This is a genomic window from Sphaerotilus microaerophilus (genome assembly GCF_023734135.1).
Taxonomy (GTDB): Bacteria; Pseudomonadota; Gammaproteobacteria; order Burkholderiales; family Burkholderiaceae_C; genus Sphaerotilus; species Sphaerotilus microaerophilus.
Genome location: NZ_AP025730.1, coordinates 4,339,874 through 4,358,563 on the forward strand (window position 1 = coordinate 4,339,874; position 18,690 = coordinate 4,358,563).

Annotated in this window: 16 protein-coding genes and 2 tRNA genes; 4 read left to right on the top strand and 14 right to left on the bottom strand. The window is 69.3% G+C overall.

Features of this window, described 5'->3' with window-relative positions:
* Nucleotides 1–13: 13 nt before the first annotated feature.
* Nucleotides 14–523 carry a PIN domain-containing protein gene (locus NGK70_RS18500; protein ID WP_251969957.1) on the top strand — a complete coding sequence of 170 codons (510 nt, stop codon included), beginning with the start codon at nucleotides 14–16 and terminating at the stop codon, nucleotides 521–523.
* 157 nt (nucleotides 524–680) lie between these two features.
* Nucleotides 681–2,186: an NAD(P)H-hydrate dehydratase gene (locus NGK70_RS18505; RefSeq protein ID WP_251969958.1), complete on the top strand. Its 1,506-nt coding sequence runs from the start codon at nucleotides 681–683 to the stop codon at nucleotides 2,184–2,186.
* Nucleotides 2,187–2,217: 31 nt separating this feature from the next.
* Here NGK70_RS18505 and rnr read toward each other — a convergent pair whose 3' ends face one another.
* Nucleotides 2,218–4,494, bottom strand: a complete 2,277-nt coding sequence (gene rnr, locus NGK70_RS18510; RefSeq protein ID WP_251973827.1) for a ribonuclease R — start codon at nucleotides 4,492–4,494, stop codon at nucleotides 2,218–2,220.
* Nucleotides 4,495–4,641: 147 nt separating this feature from the next.
* On the opposite strand from rnr, the gene NGK70_RS18515 reads away from it, so the two are divergent.
* Together NGK70_RS18515 and NGK70_RS18520 are read left to right on the top strand one after the other, a co-directional pair.
* Nucleotides 4,642–4,726 (top strand) — tRNA-Leu (locus tag NGK70_RS18515).
* A gap of 81 nt (nucleotides 4,727–4,807) precedes the next feature.
* Nucleotides 4,808–4,892, top strand: a tRNA-Leu gene (locus tag NGK70_RS18520).
* Between the two features lie 223 nt (nucleotides 4,893–5,115).
* Here NGK70_RS18520 and NGK70_RS18525 read toward each other — a convergent pair.
* The 13 genes from NGK70_RS18525 to ispG all read right to left on the bottom strand — a co-directional run bounded on the left by NGK70_RS18525 (nucleotide 5,116) and on the right by ispG (nucleotide 18,684).
* On the bottom strand, nucleotides 5,116–5,637 hold the full coding sequence (locus NGK70_RS18525; protein ID WP_251969959.1) for a phosphoribosyltransferase: 522 nt from the start codon (nucleotides 5,635–5,637) through the stop codon (nucleotides 5,116–5,118).
* Between the two features lie 42 nt (nucleotides 5,638–5,679).
* The gene (locus NGK70_RS18530; protein ID WP_251969960.1) at nucleotides 5,680–7,062 is read right to left on the bottom strand and encodes an adenylosuccinate synthase; all 1,383 of its coding nucleotides are present in this window, start codon (nucleotides 7,060–7,062) and stop codon (nucleotides 5,680–5,682) included.
* Nucleotides 7,063–7,106: 44 nt separating this feature from the next.
* A complete protein-coding gene (locus NGK70_RS18535; protein WP_251969961.1) occupies nucleotides 7,107–8,270 on the bottom strand; it encodes an ATP phosphoribosyltransferase regulatory subunit in 1,164 nt (387 codons plus the stop codon).
* Between the two features lie 138 nt (nucleotides 8,271–8,408).
* The gene (locus tag NGK70_RS18540; RefSeq protein WP_251969962.1) at nucleotides 8,409–8,597 is read right to left on the bottom strand and encodes a DUF2065 domain-containing protein; all 189 of its coding nucleotides are present in this window, start codon (nucleotides 8,595–8,597) and stop codon (nucleotides 8,409–8,411) included.
* Nucleotides 8,598–8,610: 13 nt separating this feature from the next.
* Nucleotides 8,611–9,513, bottom strand: coding sequence for a protease modulator HflC (hflC, locus tag NGK70_RS18545; RefSeq protein ID WP_251969963.1), 903 nt, complete (start codon nucleotides 9,511–9,513; stop codon nucleotides 8,611–8,613).
* 20 nt (nucleotides 9,514–9,533) lie between these two features.
* Entirely contained in the window at nucleotides 9,534–10,724 is a 1,191-nt protein-coding gene (hflK, locus tag NGK70_RS18550) for an FtsH protease activity modulator HflK (RefSeq protein ID WP_251973828.1), read from the bottom strand.
* Between the two features lie 261 nt (nucleotides 10,725–10,985).
* Nucleotides 10,986–12,185, bottom strand: a complete 1,200-nt coding sequence (gene hflX, locus NGK70_RS18555; protein WP_251969964.1) for a GTPase HflX — start codon at nucleotides 12,183–12,185, stop codon at nucleotides 10,986–10,988.
* A 43-nt stretch (nucleotides 12,186–12,228) separates the two neighbouring features.
* Nucleotides 12,229–12,471: an RNA chaperone Hfq gene (gene hfq, locus NGK70_RS18560; RefSeq protein ID WP_428985532.1), complete on the bottom strand. Its 243-nt coding sequence runs from the start codon at nucleotides 12,469–12,471 to the stop codon at nucleotides 12,229–12,231.
* 107 nt (nucleotides 12,472–12,578) lie between these two features.
* Nucleotides 12,579–13,928 carry a ribosome biogenesis GTPase Der gene (gene der / locus NGK70_RS18565; protein WP_251969966.1) on the bottom strand — a complete coding sequence of 450 codons (1,350 nt, stop codon included), beginning with the start codon at nucleotides 13,926–13,928 and terminating at the stop codon, nucleotides 12,579–12,581.
* A 72-nt stretch (nucleotides 13,929–14,000) separates the two neighbouring features.
* On the bottom strand, nucleotides 14,001–15,149 hold the full coding sequence (locus tag NGK70_RS18570) for an outer membrane protein assembly factor BamB (RefSeq protein ID WP_251969967.1): 1,149 nt from the start codon (nucleotides 15,147–15,149) through the stop codon (nucleotides 14,001–14,003).
* On the bottom strand, nucleotides 15,146–15,838 hold the full coding sequence (locus tag NGK70_RS18575; protein WP_251969968.1) for a YfgM family protein: 693 nt from the start codon (nucleotides 15,836–15,838) through the stop codon (nucleotides 15,146–15,148). Before NGK70_RS18575 ends, NGK70_RS18570 begins: the two co-directional genes overlap by 4 nt.
* A gap of 86 nt (nucleotides 15,839–15,924) precedes the next feature.
* On the bottom strand, nucleotides 15,925–17,286 hold the full coding sequence (gene hisS, locus NGK70_RS18580) for a histidine--tRNA ligase (RefSeq protein WP_251969969.1): 1,362 nt from the start codon (nucleotides 17,284–17,286) through the stop codon (nucleotides 15,925–15,927).
* A 105-nt stretch (nucleotides 17,287–17,391) separates the two neighbouring features.
* Complete coding sequence (gene ispG / locus NGK70_RS18585) at nucleotides 17,392–18,684, bottom strand: flavodoxin-dependent (E)-4-hydroxy-3-methylbut-2-enyl-diphosphate synthase (protein WP_251969970.1); 1,293 nt, start codon at nucleotides 18,682–18,684, stop codon at nucleotides 17,392–17,394.
* Between the last annotated feature and the right edge of the window lie 6 nt (nucleotides 18,685–18,690).

An 18,690-nucleotide genomic window follows, 5' to 3' on the forward strand; every position in this document is an offset into this window, starting at 1 on the left:
CGCCATCGCCACCGTGCCGGCCACTCCCGTGGCGAGGGCGGCTCCGGTTGCGCTTGCGACCATCCCCCAGGAGGCGCCTGGCTGCATCCTCGACACCAACGTAGTCCTGGACTGGTTGGTCTTCGCCGACCCGCACGGCCTGGCCGTCGGCGAGGCCGTGATCAACGGCCGGCTGCAGTGGCTCAGCACGCCCGCGATGCAGGCCGAGCTGGTCGAGGTGCTGTCGCGCCTGCGCAGCGAACCCGCGCTGCGGCGCTGGCAGCACCACGAGGCTCGGGCGCTGGAGATGGCCACCACCTGGGCCACGCCCACCGCCGCCCCCGCTCCCCTGCCACCGCACCGCCAGGCGCGCTGCAGCGACCCTGACGACCAGGTCTTCATCGACCTCGCCTCGGCCCGCAGCGTGCCCTGGCTGTTCTCCCGCGACCGAGCCGTGCTGAAGCTGGCACGCCGGATGCGGCCCTGGGGCGTGACCGTGCTGACGCCGCGCCACTGGTGCGAGACCCAGACGTCTCGCACCTGATGCGCCGGCACTGCCGCACAACGCCATGCCCCACCCCGCAAACCGCACGACCGCGCCTTCCGACCCCACTGTCCTCCCTTGCACGTGGGCAGACGCTCCCCGGCGCCCCCGGCCGCTGACGCCGTGGTGCTCCACCACCGCCGCCGCCCCCCTCCCCTTGCACGACAGTGCCGCGGCGCGGCGGCTGGAGGCCCGCGCCGCCGCCACGCTGGCGCCCCACACCCTGATGCAGCGCGCCGGCCTGGGCGTGGCCCGGCTGGCCGCCGCCATCGCCCCCCATGCCGGCACCGTCTCGGTGCTGGCCGGCCCGGGCAACAACGGTGGCGATGGCTTCGAGGCCTCGTTGCACCTGCTGCAACCCGGCCGTGACCTGTGCGTCTGGTTCCTGGGGGACGCTGCCAGGCTGCCGGCCGATGCCGTCACATCCCTGCAACGGGCCCGCGCCGCGGGCGTGCGCGTCGAGGCCTGGTCCGAGTCGTCTGCCGCCGCGCTGAACGCACGCAGCGCTGGCATAGATCACCTGGTCATCGACGCCCTGCTCGGCCGGGGCCTGGGCAGGCCTGCCGAGGGACGTATCGCCGGGGCGATCGAGGCCATCAACCGCAGCGGCGCGCAGGTACTGGCGGTCGACCTGCCATCCGGGCTGCCGGCCGATACCGGTGCGATCGCCACCGGCGCCGCCTGCGTCCGGGCGGACGCCACCCTGGCGCTGCTGAGCCTGGCACCCGGGCTGTTCACCGCCCACGGCCGCGATGCCGCGGGCCGGATCTGGTGGGACGACCTGGCCGTCTCAGTGCGCGATAAGCCCCCCGTCGCCTGGCTGAACGCCCCGCAACCGGGCACCGCAACACCGCTGCAGCGCCGCCATGCTCAGCACAAGGGCAGCTTCGGCGATGTGCGCGTCGTTGGCGGAGCGGCCTCGATGACGGGCGCCGCGCTGCTGGCCGGCCGCGCCGCATTGCGCGCCGGCGCCGGGCGCGTCTACGTCCACCTGCTCGATCCGCAGGCCCCGCGGCTGGATACGAGCAGTCCCGAGCTGATGTTCGGCGGCCCGCTGGAGGGCGCGCAACTCGGACCTCAGACCACCGCCCTGGCAGGCTGCGGTGGTGGCAGTGACATCGCGCAGGTGCTGCCCTTGCTGATCGAACAGGCCGTGCGCCTGGTGCTGGATGCGGACGCCCTCAACGCCATCGCCACACAGCCGGCCTGGCAGGACGCATTGCGCGAACGCGGCCAGCTGGGCCTGGCCACGGTGCTCACACCCCACCCGCTGGAGGCGGCGCGCCTGCTCGACCCGCACGCTCCCTCGGTGTCGGGCGTGCAGCGCGACCGGCTCGAAGCGGCCCGGCAACTGGCCGAACGCTACGCGGCCGTGGTCGTGCTGAAGGGATCCGGCACAGTGATCGCCGCCCCAGGGCAAACGCCCTGGATCAACCCGACCGGCAACGCCGCGCTGGCCGTGCCCGGCAGCGGCGATGTGCTGGCGGGCTGGCTGGCCGGCCTGTGGAGCCCGCAGCCCGGCCACCTCGACGCTGCGCTGAGCGCCGCACGCCAGGCGGTGTTCCGGCACGGGCAACTGGCCGAGCGCCTGCAGCCCGATGGCCGCGCCCTGCCGGCCAGCCAGCTGGCGGCAGCGATCGGCAGCCCCGCCGATCCGCCCTGACCGCCCGGCCCCGCAGCGCCGGGCGACGGCTTCAGCGGCGCCCGCGACGTGGCTTGCGCAGGGGCTCGGCCGGCATCACGACATCGGGGGCGTTGGCCGACACCGCTGCCGGCGCGGCTGCCCGGTCCTTGTCAACCGCCTTGGCCGAGCCCTTCGCCACCGCGCGACCACCCTTGCCAGGCCGCTTCGAACCAGCCTGGGCGGCCTGCTTCGCCGAGCGGCGCGCGGCACGGTCGCTGGCCTGCACGTCCACCAGCTCGGCCTGTGCCGACGCCGGGGAGCGCTCGCGCCCGGCGGGCCGTGGTGCCAGGGACGCCAGCGACGCATCGCGCACCAGGCGGAAGTCGATCTTGCGCCCGTCAAGGTCGACGCGGCTGACCTGCACGCGGATGCGCCCGCCCACCGCGTAGCGCACGCCGGTGCGCTCGCCACGCAGCTCCTGGCGCGCCTCGTCGTAGCGGTAGTACTCGCCGCCCAGCTCGGTGATGTGCACCAGGCCCTCGACGTAGAGCTCGTCGAGTTGCACGAACAGGCCGAAGCTGGTCACCGCGCTGATCGTGCCCGGGAACTCCTCGCCCAATCGCTCGCGCATGAACCGGCACTTCAGCCAGGCCTCCACGTCGCGCGAGGCTTCGTCGGCACGCCGCTCATTGGCGCTGCAGTGCGCGCCGGCCGCCTCCCAGACCGCCGACTCCGTCCCCCCCGATGACGCGACCTTGCCGCCACGCCCCACCGGCGGGGGCGGCAGCCCTTCCAGCGAGAGGTGGTAGCGGTGCCGGCCCAGCAGCGCCTTGATGACGCGGTGGATCAGCAGGTCCGGGTAGCGCCGGATCGGGCTGGTGAAGTGGGTGTACGCGTCATAGGCCAGGCCGAAGTGCCCGCTGTTGGACGGCGTGTACAGCGCCTGCTGCATCGAGCGCAGCAGCATCTGGTGGATCGTGGCAGCATCCGGCCGCTCGCGCGTGGCCAGTGCGATGGCCTGCATTTCGGCCGGCTTGGGCTCCTCGCTGACCGTGAAGCCGAGGCCAAGCGTGCGCAGGAAGTTCTGCAGCGTCGTGCGCTTCTCCGGCGTCGGCCCCTCGTGGACCCGGAACAGGCTCGGGTGCTTGGCCGCGTGGATGAAGTCCGCCGCGCAGACGTTGGCGGCCAGCATGGCCTCCTCGATCAGCCGGTGCGCATCGGTGCGTGTGCGCGGCACGATCTTCTCGATGCGGCCGTTCTCGTCGCAGACGATCTGCGTCTCGGTGGTCTCGAAGTCCACCGCGCCGCGCTGGGCGCGCTGCTTGAGCAGGCAGCGATAGACCTCGTGCAGATGCAGCAGATGCGGCAGCAGGTCGGCACGCCGGGCGGCCTCCGGCCCCCGCGTATTGGCGAGCACGGTGGCCACCTCGGTGTAGGTCAGGCGGGCGTGCGAGGAAATCACCGCCGGGAAGAACTGGTAGGCATGCACCTCACCCGCCGGGTTGACGAGCATGTCGCACACCAGGCTGAGGCGGTCTTCCTCCGGGTTCAGAGAGCACAGGCCGTTGGAGAGCTTCTCCGGCAACATCGGGATGACGCGTCGCGGGAAGTACACCGACGTGGCCCGCTCGTAGGCGTCGTGGTCCAGCGCCTCGCCCGGCTTGACGTAGTGGCTCACATCGGCAATCGCCACCAGCAGGCGCCAGCCCTTGCCGCGCCCCACCTTGGCGGGCTCGCAGTACACCGCATCGTCGAAGTCGCGCGCGTCCTCGCCATCGATGGTCACCAGCGGCACATCGCGCAGGTCGACACGGTGGCGCAGGTCGGTCGCGCGCAACCGCTCCGGAAGCTTGGCCGTCTGTGCCAGCGTCTCGGCGGAGAATCGGTGCGGCACCTCGTACTTGCGCACCGCGATCTCGATCTCCATGCCGGGATCGTCAATATCGCCCAGCACCTCCGTCACCCGCCCGACCGGCTGCGAGTACAGCGAAGGGGGCTCGGTCAATTCCACCGCCACCACCTGACCGGCGTTGGCGTTGGCTGTGCCGTTCTTGGGGATCAGGATGTCCTGCCCGAAGCGCTTGTCCTCCGGCGCGACCAGCCAGATGCCAGCCTCATGCAGCAGGCGACCGATGATCGGAGAGCGCCGACGCTCCAGGATCTCGACCACACGCCCCTCGGGGCGGCCCTTGCGGTCCATCCGGATCACACGCACACGCACGCGGTCGCGGTGCAGCACGGCACGCATCTCCTGCGGGGCGAGGTAGATGTCGGGCTGCCCCCCCCCCAGGATCACGAACCCGTGTCCATCACGATGCCCTTGCACCGTACCCTCGACTTCACTCATCAGTGTGGCGTTGTTCAAACGTGGATCCTTGGTTGGCCTAGCGCTTGCCATGTTCTGCAAGACGAGGTTATACTTTCGTTCTCAGCTGATCGCCACAACTAATCAACAGCAATGTAGATCAAGTGGTGGTAAGTTGACAGGTTGCAAGCCCAGGTGGCGGAATTGGTAGACGCACTAGTTTCAGGTACTAGCGGGTAACTCCGTGGAGGTTCGAGTCCTCTCCTGGGCACCAACGAATTTCAGCATACGCGAAATTCACCAACTTACATGAGCCTTTGAAATCCCGGCTCATGTTCGTATTCAGGATTTCAATGCCCAGGTGGCGGAATTGGTAGACGCACTAGTTTCAGGTACTAGCGGGTAACTCCGTGGAGGTTCGAGTCCTCTCCTGGGCACCAACAAGACAAAGGTCAGCATGTGCTGGCCTTTTGTCTTTGTAGCGCCGGTTTGATGCGTTCTGCGCGCACCTGGGTGCTTGGTCAACGCCGGGGCTTGGCATTTGCGCCGGACGCTCGCCCGCGCCGCACGCTCAGACCTGCGGTCGCCAGAGATCACCGCCGACCGCGCCCCGCCAAGTCAATGGCGCACGCGATCAGCCGCAATAGCGCGACCGCCCAGTCGTCAGACCGCCAGCTTGCGCGCCAGCCCGTCCGGGCGCAGGCCGTCGTATTCCTCGAAAGGCTGATGGATCCACGGGCTCGTCGGCAGGCTCTCGACGTAGTAGTCCGGCGTGTAGGTCGACACGCCCTTGACCCACAGCACCGCGGAGCGCAGTTCATCGATCGCGGGCATCGCGCGCAGGCGCTGCACCACGGCCTTGAGCGTCACGCCCGAGTCCGAGAGATCGTCCACCAGCAGCACGCGCCCTGCCAGTTCACCCTTCGGCAGGGTGATGTACTTGGCCATGTCGAGCCTGCCCTGGATCGTGCCGACCTCGGCACGGTAGGAGCTGGTCGCCATGATGGCCAGGGGCTTGTCAAACACCCGCGACAACACATCGCCAGGACGCATGCCACCACGCGCCAGGCAGAGGATCTGGTCAAACTGCCAGCCCGAGTTGTGCACCTTGAGTGCCAGCCGCTCGATCAGCAGGTGGTATTCGTCCCAGGACACGTACAGGTGTTTGCCGTCGTCAGTGAGCATCTGGCCGCCTTGCGTTGAGAAGTGCGAATGGTTCGCGGCTGCTCAGGCCTGGTAGGGCTGGCGCAGCAGGATGGTGTGATCGCGGTCGGGGCTGGTCGAAATGACATGGATCGGCACGCCCGTGACCTCCTCGATGCGATTCAGGTAGTGACGTGCATTGGCCGGCAGCTTGTCCAGCTCGGTCACCCCGACGGTGGTCTCGGTCCAGCCCGGCACGGTCTCGTAGACCGGCTCGCAGCGAGCGATCTCGTCGGCGCCCATCGGCAGGAGATCGATGACCTCACCGTCCAGCCGGTACCCGGTGCACAGCTTGAGCTCGCTCAGGCCATCGAGCACATCCAGCTTGGTGATGCACAGCCCTGACAGGCCGTTGACCTGGGCCGAACGCTTGAGCAGGGCGGCATCGAACCAGCCGCAGCGGCGCGAGCGGCCGGTGGTCACGCCCTTCTCCGCGCCCACGGTGCTCATGTGGTAGCCCGGGGTGCCCGGCACTTCCCAGTCCAGTTCCGTCGGAAACGGACCACCGCCGACGCGGGTGCAGTAGGCCTTGGTGATGCCCAGCACATAGTGCAGCAGACCCGGGCCGACACCCGCACCCGCTGCCGCGTTGCCGGCCACGCAGTTGCTGGAGGTGACGTAGGGATACGTACCGTGATCCACGTCGAGCAGCGTCCCCTGGGCACCCTCGAACAGCAGGTTCTGGCCAGCCACATGCGCTTCGTTGAGTTCACGCGAGACGTCGGCCATCATCGGCCTGAGCAGCTCGGCGTGGCGCATGGCCTCGTCGTAGACCGGCTGGAATTGCACCTCGCCGTCGGCGATGTAGGGTTTGAGCGGATCCGGGAAGGCAAAGCCCTTCGAGCCCAGGAAGCTGGTCAGCACGTGGTTGTGCAGCGCCAGCAACTCGCGGAGCTTGGCGGCAAAGCGCTCGGGATACTTCAGGTCCTGCACGCGCAGGGCACGGCGGGCGATCTTGTCCTCATAGGCCGGGCCGATGCCCCGGCCCGTGGTGCCGATCTTCTCGCTGCCACCCTGCTCGCGCGCGGCCTCGCGGGCCACGTCCAGCGCCGCATGGAAGGGCAGGATCAGCGGACAGGCCTCCGACACGCGCAGGCGCGAGCGCACTTCGACACCCGCCTTCTCCAGCCCGGCGATTTCCTCGAACAGCTTGGCCGCAGACAGCACCACACCGTTGCCGATGTAGCACTTGACACCGGGGCGCATGATGCCGCTGGGGATCAGGTGCAGCGCCGTCTTCACGCCGTTGATCACCAGCGTGTGACCGGCGTTATGGCCGCCCTGGAAGCGCACCACGCCCTGGGCGCTTTCGGTCAGCCAGTCGACCAGCTTGCCCTTGCCCTCGTCACCCCACTGGGTGCCCACCACCACGACATTGCGTCCGCGCATGGCGCTGCTGTTGCTCATCTCGTTTTCCGTTGTTCGGTTGTTGGACCGGGGTGGACTCCTGCTCAGCAGGCGCGCACCACCCAGGCTCCGTTGACGGCGACCAACTCGCGGTCGCACTCGAATTCATCCGCTTCCTGCTCGTGCCCGGGCAGGACACAGACCACCGCCTCGCCCTGCTCACGCAGGCGGCGCACGGCGGCACGCAGGCCGGCATCTTCACCCCAGGGCGCCCGGATGGCCGCGCGGCGGCCGTCGAAGCCCACGTGCTCCACCACCGCCTTGAGGTCAAGGCTGAACCCCACCGCCGGACGCCGACGGCCAAAGACCTCGCCGACGTTGTCGTAGCGGCCGCCCCGCGCCAACGTGTCGCGCCCGCCGGGCGCATACAGCGCGAAGCGGGTGCCGCTGTAATAGGCATAGCCCGACAGGTCTGCCAGATCAAACCCCACCCGCACCTCGGGGTGGGCCGCGCGCAACTGGCGGGACAGCCACTGCAGATCATCCAGCGCGGCGCTGATCACCGGCTGACGCGGCAGGCGCTCGCGCGCAGCGGCCAGCACCTCGTCGTCGCCATAGAGCTCAGGCAGGGCGCGCAGCCCGTCGCGCAACTCGGGCGCGAAATCGTCGGTGGCCGCCGCCAGGGTGCTGGCATCCTTGGCTGCCAGGGCCTGTTGGATCACTTCCAGGCGCACCGGGTTTGCCGGCGCATGCGAGAGCAGTCCATCCAGCACCCGCGCATCCGCCAGGTCCATCACCAGGCCGGACAGCCCGGCGCGGGCCAGGCAGTCGATCGCCAGCTCCTGCACCTCCAGATCGGCCTCCAACCCACCGTGGCCATACAGCTCGGCGCCGAACTGGAGCGGCTCGCGCGTGCCATGCAGCCCGGAGGGCAGCGTGTGCAGGACCGGTCCGCAGTAGCACAGGCGCGTCACGCCCACGCGATTGAGCAGGTGGGCATCGATGCGCGCGACCTGCGGCGTGGTGTCGGCCCGCACGCCCAACGACCGGCCGCTCAGCTGATCGACCAGCTTGAAGGTCTGGAGATTGAGCTCGTGTCCGGTGCCTGACAGCAGCGACTCCAGGTGCTCCAACAACGGCGGCATGACCAGCTCGTAGCCGAAACCACGCGCAGCGTCGAGCATCAGGCGGCGCAGTTCCTCGATGCGGCGCGCCTCGTGCGGCAGCACATCGGCAATGTGCTCGGGCAGGAGCCAAGCAGAAGACATAAAGGACAGCGTGTTAAAAAGTGCATTCTACCGAGCCCAGGCGTCGAACCCGGCCCGGCAGACCGTCGCCAATCGCAAAGGGTGCAGTCGGTGCAGAAGAGCCGACGGGAGCTCGCCCTCGGGCGAGCCTGGCCGCGCTCAATCGCCCGCGAGCAGGACGACCACCAGACCGATCGCCACGCTGCACAGGCCGACGAAGCGGATCTGTCCGTCGCTGAGTCGCAGCACCTGCTCGAACACCTGGCGCCAGCGCGCCGGGCTGACGAAGGGCATCAGCCCCTCGATCACCAGCACGAGCCCGCAGGCGAGCACAAAGGCTTCTCCCATCGTGGCAGGCGCCTCACTTGCCGCGCGGGCTCGCCGCAGCAGCACCACCGCCGCTGGCACCACGCATGGCCTTGAAGAAGTCGCTGCTGGGGTCCAGCACCATCACGTCCGACTTGCTGCGGAAGGTGGACCGGTAGGCCTCGAGGCTGCGGTAGAACTGCGCAAACTGCGGGTCACGCCCGAACGACTCCGCATAGATCGCAGACGCCTTCGCATCGCCCTCGCCCTTGACCTTCTGCGCCTCGCGATAGGCCTCGGCGAGGATGACCTCGCGCTGCTTCTCAGCGTCGGCACGGATCTTCTCGCCGTCGGCGCCACCCTGCGAACGCAGTTCGTTGGCCACCCGCTTGCGCTCGGACTCCATGCGCCGATAGATCGACTCGGTGATCGTCGCGGCGAAGTCCACCCGCTTGATGCGCACGTCGACGATCTGGATCCCGAAGTTCTTGGCATCGTCGGCCAGGCGCTGCATCACACCCTGCATGACCTTGTCACGCTCGGTGGAGAGCATCGCGCGCACAGTGCGCTTGGTGACTTCCTCGTTGAACGCCGCCTGCACGATGGGCGACAGGCGCGCCTCGGCATTGCGCAGGTCCACGCCGGTGTTGCGGATGAACTGGCGCGGTTCGGTGATGCGCCACTTGATCAGCCAGTCGATCACCAGACTCTGCTTCTCGGCGGTGAAGATGGGCCGCGTCTCCGGGCTGTCGAGCGTCTGTGTACGCCGATCGACGAACACGACATTCTGCAGCGGCGGGGGCAGCTTGAACTTCAGGCCGGGCTCGGCGATGACCTCCTTGATCTCGCCCAGCGAATACACCACGGCAAAGTTGCGCTGGTCGACCACGAAGAGGGTCGACATGGCAGTCATCAGCACCAGCACGATGCCGACGACGATCAGACCGATTCGATTCATGTTGCTCTGGCTCCCCGGACTCAGCGGCTGTCGCGGTCGCGGCCGCGCTGGCCGTCGCGCGAGCGCACATCAATGGCTCCCCCGGCAGCGGCCGGCTCGGACGCCGCGGCGGCGGGCGCCGGCACCGGCACCGCGCCGGCACCTGACTGCTGGATCAGCTTGTCCAGCGGCAGGTACAGCAGGTTGCTGCCGTTGCGCGCGTCGACATAGACCTTGCTCACGTTGGAGTAGACCTGCGCCATCGTGTCGATGTAGAGGCGGTCGCGCGTCACGGCCGGCGCCTTCTGGTACTCGGTCAGCACCGAGCGGAAGCGCTCGGCGTCGCCCTCGGCCTGGGCGATCACGCGGGCACGGTAGCCCTCGGACTCTTCCTTCAGCCGCGCTGCGGTGCCGCGTGCACGCGGAATGATGTCGTTGGCGTAGGCCTGGCCCTCGTTCTTCAGGCGCTCGCGATCGGCACCCGCCTTGAAGGCATCGTCAAAGGCCGCCTGGACTTGCTCGGGCGCCTGCACGCTCTGAACGTTCACGTTGACCACCAGGATGCCGGCCTTGAGCCGGTCCAGCTGGGCCTGGATCGACTTCACCAGGTCCACCGCGATGGCGTCGCGCTGCTCGTAGAGCACCGAGTCCATCGACGAACGGCCGACGATCTCGCGCACCGCCGACTCCGCCGCCTGCTGGACGGCCTCCTCGACGTTGCGGTTCTCGAACAGGAACTCGCGCGTCTCCTTCAGCCGCCACTGCACGGTGAAACGGATGTCGACGATGTTCTCGTCCTGCGTCAGCATCGACGAGTCGCGCAGGCCGGTGGCCTGCACCACCGCGTTGCGACCCACCTCGGTGGAACGCGTCTGCGTGACATTGACCGTCTCATGCGACTGGAAGGGATAGGGCCAGCGGAACTGGATGCCCGCGTCCACCGTGCGGCTGAACTTGCCGAAGGTCTGCACCGCCGCCTGCTGGCCTTCCTGCACGATGAAGAAGCCGCTGCCCAACCAGAGCAGCGCCACCACACCGGTGATCAGCCCCCCGCCGATGCCGGCGATGCGCCGGTCGGACGGGCCACCCGGGTCCCCGCCGCCGGAGCCCCCCTCGGGCGTGCGCGGCGGCTGGCCGCCACCCTTGTTGTTGAACAGGCCGCCGAGCTTCTTGTTGAAGTCGCGCCAGAGTTCATCCAGGTCGGGTGGCCCCTCGTTGCGGCCATTGCTCATCCAGGTCGCGCCCTCGGCCTGGCCGGCCGCACGTCGCGGCAGCAGGGCCAGACGCGCGGCGCCGGCCACCAGACGCAGGCCGGAGCCGGCCGCGGCCCGCCAGGCAGCGCCGGGGTGCGTGGTTCGTGCATCCATGGGGTGTGTCATTCCGAAAGTGAAATTCTCGCGCTGAAAGGGACCGCCACACATGGCGAAGCAGACGGATCAGACGGCATTGCGGGGCGCATTGTCGCGGCTTTCGTGACCACCTCGCCCGGCGACCTATCCGTTGCCATCGATGGGGGGGGCCTCGACGGGCGAAAAACGCGGATCGGCCGGGGCTTCGCCCGGATCGGCCAGCGCGCTCAGCACCTCCTGCGTGATCGCCGCGCGCAGTGCATCCAGTCCTTCGCCGCTGCGCGCACTGAGGAAGCAGCGCGGCACGACCCGGCCAGGCTCGACTTCGTAGTGGTCGGCCCGCACGCGCGAACGCGCCGTTTCCTCGACGGCATCGATCTTGTTGAACACCAGCAGCTGCCGCACCCCACCCGCGCCGATCTCGTGCAGCACGCGCTGCACCTCGTGGATCTGCTCCAGCCACTGCGGGCTGGCGGCATCGACCACATGCAGCAGCAGGTCCGCGTCGGCCGCTTCCTGCAACGTGGCCTGGAAGGCCTCGACCAGGCTGTGCGGCAGGTCGCGGATGAAGCCGACCGTGTCCGACAGCGACACACTGCGCTGTGCCTGCTCCAGGTAGAGCTGGCGCGTGGTGGTGTCCAGCGTGGCGAAAAGCTGGTCGGCAGCGTAGGCCTGCGCCTTCACCAGCGCATTGAACAGCGTGCTCTTGCCCGCGTTGGTGTAGCCCACCAGCGAGATGCGGAAGGTGCCGTGGCGCTCGCGCGCGCGCCGCTGGGTGTTGCGCTGGCGCTTGACCTTCTCCAGCCGGTCCTTCACCGACTTGATGCGCACGGTGATCATGCGCTTGTCGAGTTCCAGCTGGGTCTCGCCCGGGCCGCCGCGGTGGCCGACACCGCCGCGCTGGCGCTCCAGGTGGGTCCAGCGCCGCACCAGGCGGCTGGAGAGGTACTGCAGCCGCGCGAGTTCGACCTGCAGCTTGCCCTCGTGGCTGCGCGCCCGGGCACCGAAGATCTCCAGGATCAGGCCGGTGCGGTCGAGCACCTCGACACCGAGGTGGCGCTCCAGATTGCGTTGCTGGGCGGGCCCAAGCGGCTGGTCGAAGATGACGCAGTGCGCCTGGTACAGGTCGACCAGGCCCTTGATCTCGTCGGCCTTGCCCGAACCGACAAACAGCGCCGGGTCCGGCGCACGGCGACGGGCGATGATCCGCGCGACGGGCTGGTCGCCGGCTGACTCGGTCAGCAGGGCCAGTTCGTCGAGCGTCGGGTCGAAGGAGGACCCTGAATTGAAATCCACCCCGACGAGCACCGCCCGCGGGGTGGAAGAGACGTCCGTTTCCGTCAAGATGATGAAGGTGGCGTGCGTCGTGTGGGAGCGCTCAGGGCGCTCAAATGCCGTCCTGCGCGTCGTTGGCGTGGAAGTTCACCGGACGGCCAGGCACGACAGTGGAGATCGCGTGCTTGTAGACCATCTGCGTGACGGTGTTGCGCAGCAGAACCACATACTGATCAAAAGACTCGATGTGGCCCTGGAGCTTGATGCCGTTGACGAGGTAGATCGACACCGGCACATGCTCCTTGCGCAGGAGGTTCAGGAAGGGGTCTTGTAGCAGTTGCCCTTTGTTGCTCACGATATTCTCCGTGTTGGAAGAAGTAGAAACACGAGTCTGCACGTTATCACACCCCGGCATGGCCGGCCGGCACGGGGGCCCATTGGGCAAACCGACCTCCGCCGTCCTCAGCCGTCCTTCTTGGCGAACGGGTTGTCGGAGCTGCGCATCTCGATGCGCAGCGGTGTGCCGGTGAGCTTGAAGTGCTCGCGGATGCGCCCTTCGAGGTAGCGCTTGTAGCTGTCGGTGACGTGTTCCAGCGCATTGCCGTGGATCACCACCACCGGCGGGTTCTGCCCACCCTGGTGGGCGTAGCGCAGCTTGGGCCGGAAGGCACCAGCACGCTGCGGCTGCTGGAACTGCACCGCCTCGATGATCAGCCGCGTCAGCACCGGCGTGGTCATCTTGCGTGTAGCCGAGGACCAGGCATCATCGATTGCCTTCCACAGCGGCCCCAGGCCCTGGCGCCGCTTGGCCGAGATGTGCAGCACCGGCGCAAACTTGAGGAAGGCCAGCCGGCTTTCGATCGACCGCTCCAGCCGCTCGCGCTGGTAGCTGTCGATCGCATCCCACTTGTTGATCGCCACCACGATGGCGCGCCCAGCCTCGACCGCGTAGCCGGCGATGTGCGCGTCCTGGTCGGACACGCCCTCGACCGCGTCGATCAGCAGCAGCACCACGTTGGCGTCGGCAATGGCCTGCAGCGTCTTGACCACCGAGAACTTCTCGATCGCCTCGAACACCCGCCCCTTGCGGCGCAGGCCGGCGGTGTCGATCAGCTCGTAGCGCTTGCCGCCCCGCTCAAAGGGCACGTGGATCGCGTCGCGCGTGGTGCCCGGCAGGTCGAAGGCCACCAGCCGCTCCTCGCCCAGCCAGGCGTTGATCAGGGTGGACTTGCCGACGTTCGGGCGCCCGGCCACCGCCAGGCGGGTGGGCCGGTTCTCGCGCTCGCCGTCGGGGTCCTCGTCGTCCTCGTCCTCGGGCGGCGTGAAGTCCTGCAGCGCCAGCTCGACGAGGCTGCGCACCCCCTGGCCGTGCGCCGAGGAGATCGCGATCGGCTCGCCGATGCCCAGCTCGTGGAACTCGGCCAGTTGCGGCGCGTCCTTCATGCCCTCGGCCTTGTTGGCCGCCAGCAGCACGCGCTTGCCCACGGTGCGCAGGTAGCGGGCGATGTCATGGTCCTGCGCCGACAGGCCGGCACGCACGTCGACGACGAAGATCACCGCGTCCGACTCGGCCACCGCCTGGCGGGTCTGCTTGGCCATCTCCTGGAAGATGCCAGCGTCCGAATCGGGCTCGAAGCCGCCGGTGTCGATCACGATGAACTCGTGGCCAGAGACCTTGCCGTCACCGTAGTGGCGGTCGCGCGTCAGGCCGGCGTAGTCCGCCACGATGGCGTCGCGCGTACCGGTCAGGCGGTTGAACAGGGTGGACTTGCCCACGTTGGGTCTGCCCACGAGGGCAATGACGGGTTTCATGCAACAGGTCCGCAAGTCAGGGAACGGGAAAAAGGGCCGGTGTGGCTGCGCGCGCTCGGGCGAGCGGCGCGTTCACTCCGGCCGGAAGGCAAACAAACCGCCCTTGCGGGTGACTGCCAGCACAGTGGTCTGAGAGCGCACCAGCGCCGCGACGACGGGGCTGCCGTCGGTGGGCAGACGCAGTTGCGTCTCGCCACGCTCGCGGCCGAGGAAGTGGATCCAGCCCTCGGCATCGCCGAACAGCACCGTGCTGCCCACGGCCAGCGGCGCACTCAGGCCGCGGTGGCGCAGGCGCTCGGTGGTCCAGGCGAGGTCGCCGCTGCTGCGCTTCCAGACGCTGATGCGGTCGTTGGCGTCGGCCGTGTAGACCTGGTCGGCATCCACGGCCAGGCCCTGAAAGCCGCCCTGGTTGCGCGACCACAGCAGGCTGGCGCGCTCGGCACTCAGGCAGCCCACCGCCACCTGGAAGGAGCGCACGCAGACCGTCTCTCCTGCGCGTGCAGCCGGGCCGACCAGGTCGGCCAGCCGCTCCACCTCATTGGTGCCACGCGGCGTGGCCAGCAGCGTGTCGCTGCGCACCGTGCCCTGCAGCGGATCGAGCCCCACCAGCCGCGACCCCACGCCCACCAGCAGTGTGTCCTTGTAGGGCAGCAGCACGCCCGGCTGGCTCAGGGCCAGCGGCTCGCCCGGGCGGGCGTAGGTCCAGAGCCGGCGCCCGTCAAGCACGTCGTAGGCCGACACGCTGCGGTCCACCGCGAGCAGGAACACCCGCCCTCCCGCGACCAACGGTGCGGTGACCACCGGCGAGGGCAGCGCGATGCGCCAGCGCTCCTGCTTCGCGTCGGCCACCACCAGCTCGTTGGCGTCGGTCACCACGGCCGCAAAGCGGCTGTCCGCACCAACGCCAGCGAGCACCCGCCCGCGGATGCTCACGCGGCTGAGTTCGGCACCGCTGGTCGCGTCAAGGGTGACGATCTCGCCGCTGCGCGAGGCGAGCAGGAAGCGCCCCTCCACCACCGCCACGCTCAGGTGCGGTGCGGGCGTACCCAGACTGCGCTCCCAGACCTGCTTGCCGGCGATGCGCGGCGTGTAGGCCTCCAGCGGCGTCGGCGGCGGCTTGTCGGCCGAGCAGCCGGCGAGCCAGAAGGCCGACAGCAGCACGCCCATCCCGAGCGCCGCGCGGATCACGCCTGCGCCCACGGTGCTGCCCGCGCGGCTCACGGCTTGGTCCCGCCAGCGCTGGCCGCCGCTACAGCGGACGCCCCGCCGGTCGGCGCGGCCCCCAGCGAGACCAGCTTGGCCTCGACGAGGCGGCGGTAGTCGGCCGTCGGCTCCATCGCCTTGAAGGCCTGCTGGTAGGCCGCGATGGCCTCGTCGCGCTTGCCCTGGGCCAGGCGGATGTCGCCACGGCGATCGGCCGCCAGCGCGGCGAAGGCCTCCGGCAGGTCACCGGCCAATTGGGCCAGGGCCTCGTCGTACTTCTTCTGGTCCATCAGCACGCCCGCCAGGCGCAGCTTCGCAACGGTGCGGTACTCGGCGTCAACGCCCTTCTCCGCCGCCCAGCCCAGCGTGCCACGGGCCGCGTCCACCTGGCCCTTGTCGAACTGCAGGCGCGCCGTCAGCAGCGCACCCTGGGCGGCGTAGGTGGTGGAGGGGAAACGCTCCTGCAGGTCGGCGAAGACCTTGGCACTGCGGCCCAAGTCGCCCACCTGCACCGCACGGTCCAGCTCGCCGAACATGCCGCCGGCCTTGGCGGCCTGGTCGCGCTGCCACCACTGCCAGCCCATCCAGCCGGCATAGGCGGCCAGGCAGAGCGTGATCGTCCAGGTGATCAGGTTGCCGTAGGTGCGCCAGAAGTGCTTGAGCTGGTCAAGCTGTTCCTGTTCTTCGAGATCGAGGGAGGTGGCCATGCTGGAAGGTCTCGCGAAAGGGTCGCGCGAATGAAGGAGGCGGCGCGATTATCGCGGCGCCCGGTGAGGAGGGTGGCAGCGCCCGCTCAGGCACGCAGCAGGGCGGCCCAGGCAGCGGGGTCGGCCACCGGGTGCAGGGTCTGCTGCGGCCCGGTGGACTCGCTGCAGGGCGCCTGGCGCAGCGCCTTGACCGCCACCATGCCCTGGGCCAGTTCGTCGCCGCCGAAAATCAGCGCCCAGCGGGCGCCGCTGGCATCGGCCTTCTTGAACTGGGACTTGAACGAGCCGCCGCCCGCGTGCATCTGCACCGCCACACCGGCCGCACGCAGCGCATCGAGCAGCACCATCGCCTGCGGCAGCGCCGCCGCGTCGGGGAGGATGGCATAGGCGTCCGGGCCGCTGCCCGGCACCGGCACGGCGATTTCCTGCAACAGCAGCAGGAGCCGCTCGATGCCCAGGCCGAAGCCGATGGCCGGGGTGGGCTTGCCGCCCAGCTGCTCGAACAGGCCGTCGTAGCGCCCGCCCCCGCAGACCGTGCCCTGCGAGCCGAGTTGCTCGGTGACCCACTCGAACACCGTCAGGTTGTAGTAGTCCAGGCCGCGCACCAGGCGTGGGTTGATGCGGTACGGCAGCCCGGCCGCATCCAGCACGGCGCAGACCGCCGCCAGGTGCGCCTTCGACTCGTCGCCCAGGTGTTCCTGCAGCTTCGGTGCGGCCTCGACCAGCGCCTGCATCGCCGGGTTCTTGGTGTCCAGGATGCGCAGCGGGTTGCTGTGCAGGCGCCGCCGCGCGTCCTCGTCGAGCTGGTCGGCGTGGGCCTCGAAGTAGGCGATCAGCGCAGCGCGGTGCGCGGCGCGCTCGGCCGGCTGGCCCAGGCTGTTGAGTTCCAGCCGCACGTGGCAGTCGGCCCCGTTGCCGACCTTCAGGCCCAGCGCCTGCCAGAGCTGGCGCAGCATCAGGATCAACTCGGCATCCACGTCCGGGCCGGCGAAGCCCAGCGCCTCGACATCGAGCTGGTGGAACTGTCGGTAGCGACCCTTCTGCGGGCGCTCGTGGCGGAACACCGGGCCGATCGACCACACGCGCAGGGGGCCGTTGTACAGCGCGTTGTGCTCGACCATCGCCCGCACGATGCCGGCGGTGATCTCCGGGCGCAGCGTCAGGCGGTCGCCGTTCATCGCGTCTTCCCAGGAGTACATCTCCTTCTCGACGATGTCGGTGGCCTCGCCGATGCCGCGCACGAACAGCGACGTGGGCTCGACGATGGGCGTCATCAGGGACTGGTAGCCGTGGCGCGCCAGCACGGCCTGCACGGTGTTTTCGAACCAGCGCCACAGCGCGGAGTCGGGCAGGCGCTCCTTGCGCGGCACGCCGGCCGGCAGGATGTCGTTCATGCCCTTGACGGCGAGCAGCTTCTCGGGGGCGGCGGATTTGGAGGGTTCGGCCATGGCGGAAACGGCAAAGGGGCCTGCGTGGCGGCAGGCCGGGTCATTCGGTGGCATCAGGTGGCGGTGGCAGCGTCGGCCGCAAAGGCTGCGGCAGTGCCCGGTACCTCAATGCGCGTCGGTGGCCGCGCCGAAGCGCCGCTCGATGTAGCGGTCGACGATGGCCTGGAACTCGGTGGCGATGCCCTCGCCACGCAGCGTCAGCGCCTTTTCACCGTCGATGAAGACGGGCGCGGCCGGTGCCTCGCCGGTACCGGGCAGGCTGATGCCGATATCGGCGTGCTTGCTCTCCCCGGGGCCGTTGACGATGCAGCCCATCACCGCGACCTTGAGGCGCTCGACGCCCGGGTACTTCGCGCGCCAGACCGGCATGCTGGCACGCAAGTAGTCGTCGATCTGCTTGGCCAGCTCCTGGAAGGTGGTGCTGGTGGTGCGCCCGCAGCCTGGACAGGCGGTGACGCTGGGCACGAAGGTGCGCAGGCCCAGCGCCTGCAACAGCTCCAGCGCCACCACCACCTCCTGCGTGCGCGCCTCGCCGGGCTGCGGCGTGAGGCTGACACGGATGGTGTCGCCGATGCCCTGCTGCAGCAGCACCGCCAGCGCCGCCGCCGAGGCCACGGTGCCCTTGGTGCCCATGCCGGCCTCGGTCAGACCCAGGTGCAGCGGATAGTCGCAGCGCTTGTTCAACTCCTGGTACACCGCGACCAGATCCTGCACCCCGCTGACCTTGCAGCTGATGAGCACCTGGTTCGCGCTCATGCCAAGCTCCACCGCGTAGGCGGCCGAGTCGAGGGCCGACTGGATCAGCGCCTCGTACATCACCTGACGGGCCTCCCAGGGCCGGGCGCGGGCGTGGTTCTGATCCATCAGGCGCGCGAGCAGGTCCTGATCCAGGCTGCCCCAGTTGACGCCGATGCGCACCGGCTTGTCGTGGCGCAGGGCGGCCTCGATCATCATGCCGAACTGGCGGTCGCGCTTGTCACCCTTGCCGACGTTGCCCGGGTTGATGCGGTACTTGGACAGCGCCGCGGCGCACTCCGGGTGCTGCGTCAGCAGCGTATGGCCGTTGTAGTGGAAGTCGCCGATCAGGGGCACGTCGACGCCCATGCGGTCAAGCTGCTCGCGGATCGCCGGCACGGCCTGCGCCGCCTCGGGCGTGTTGACCGTGATGCGCACCAGCTCGGAGCCCGCCAGCGCCAGCTCCTTGACCTGAATGGCCGTGCCGATCACGTCCACCGTGTCGGTGTTGGTCATCGACTGCACGCGCACCGGCGCATCGCCACCCACCGTCACCACGCGCGAGCCCCAGGCCACGCGGGCCTGCAGGCTGCGGCGCGCGGCCGGCTCGCCGAGCGGGATGGGGGCGGCCTCGGCCGGCTGCAAACTTGCTTCGTCCGCCATCGCGGG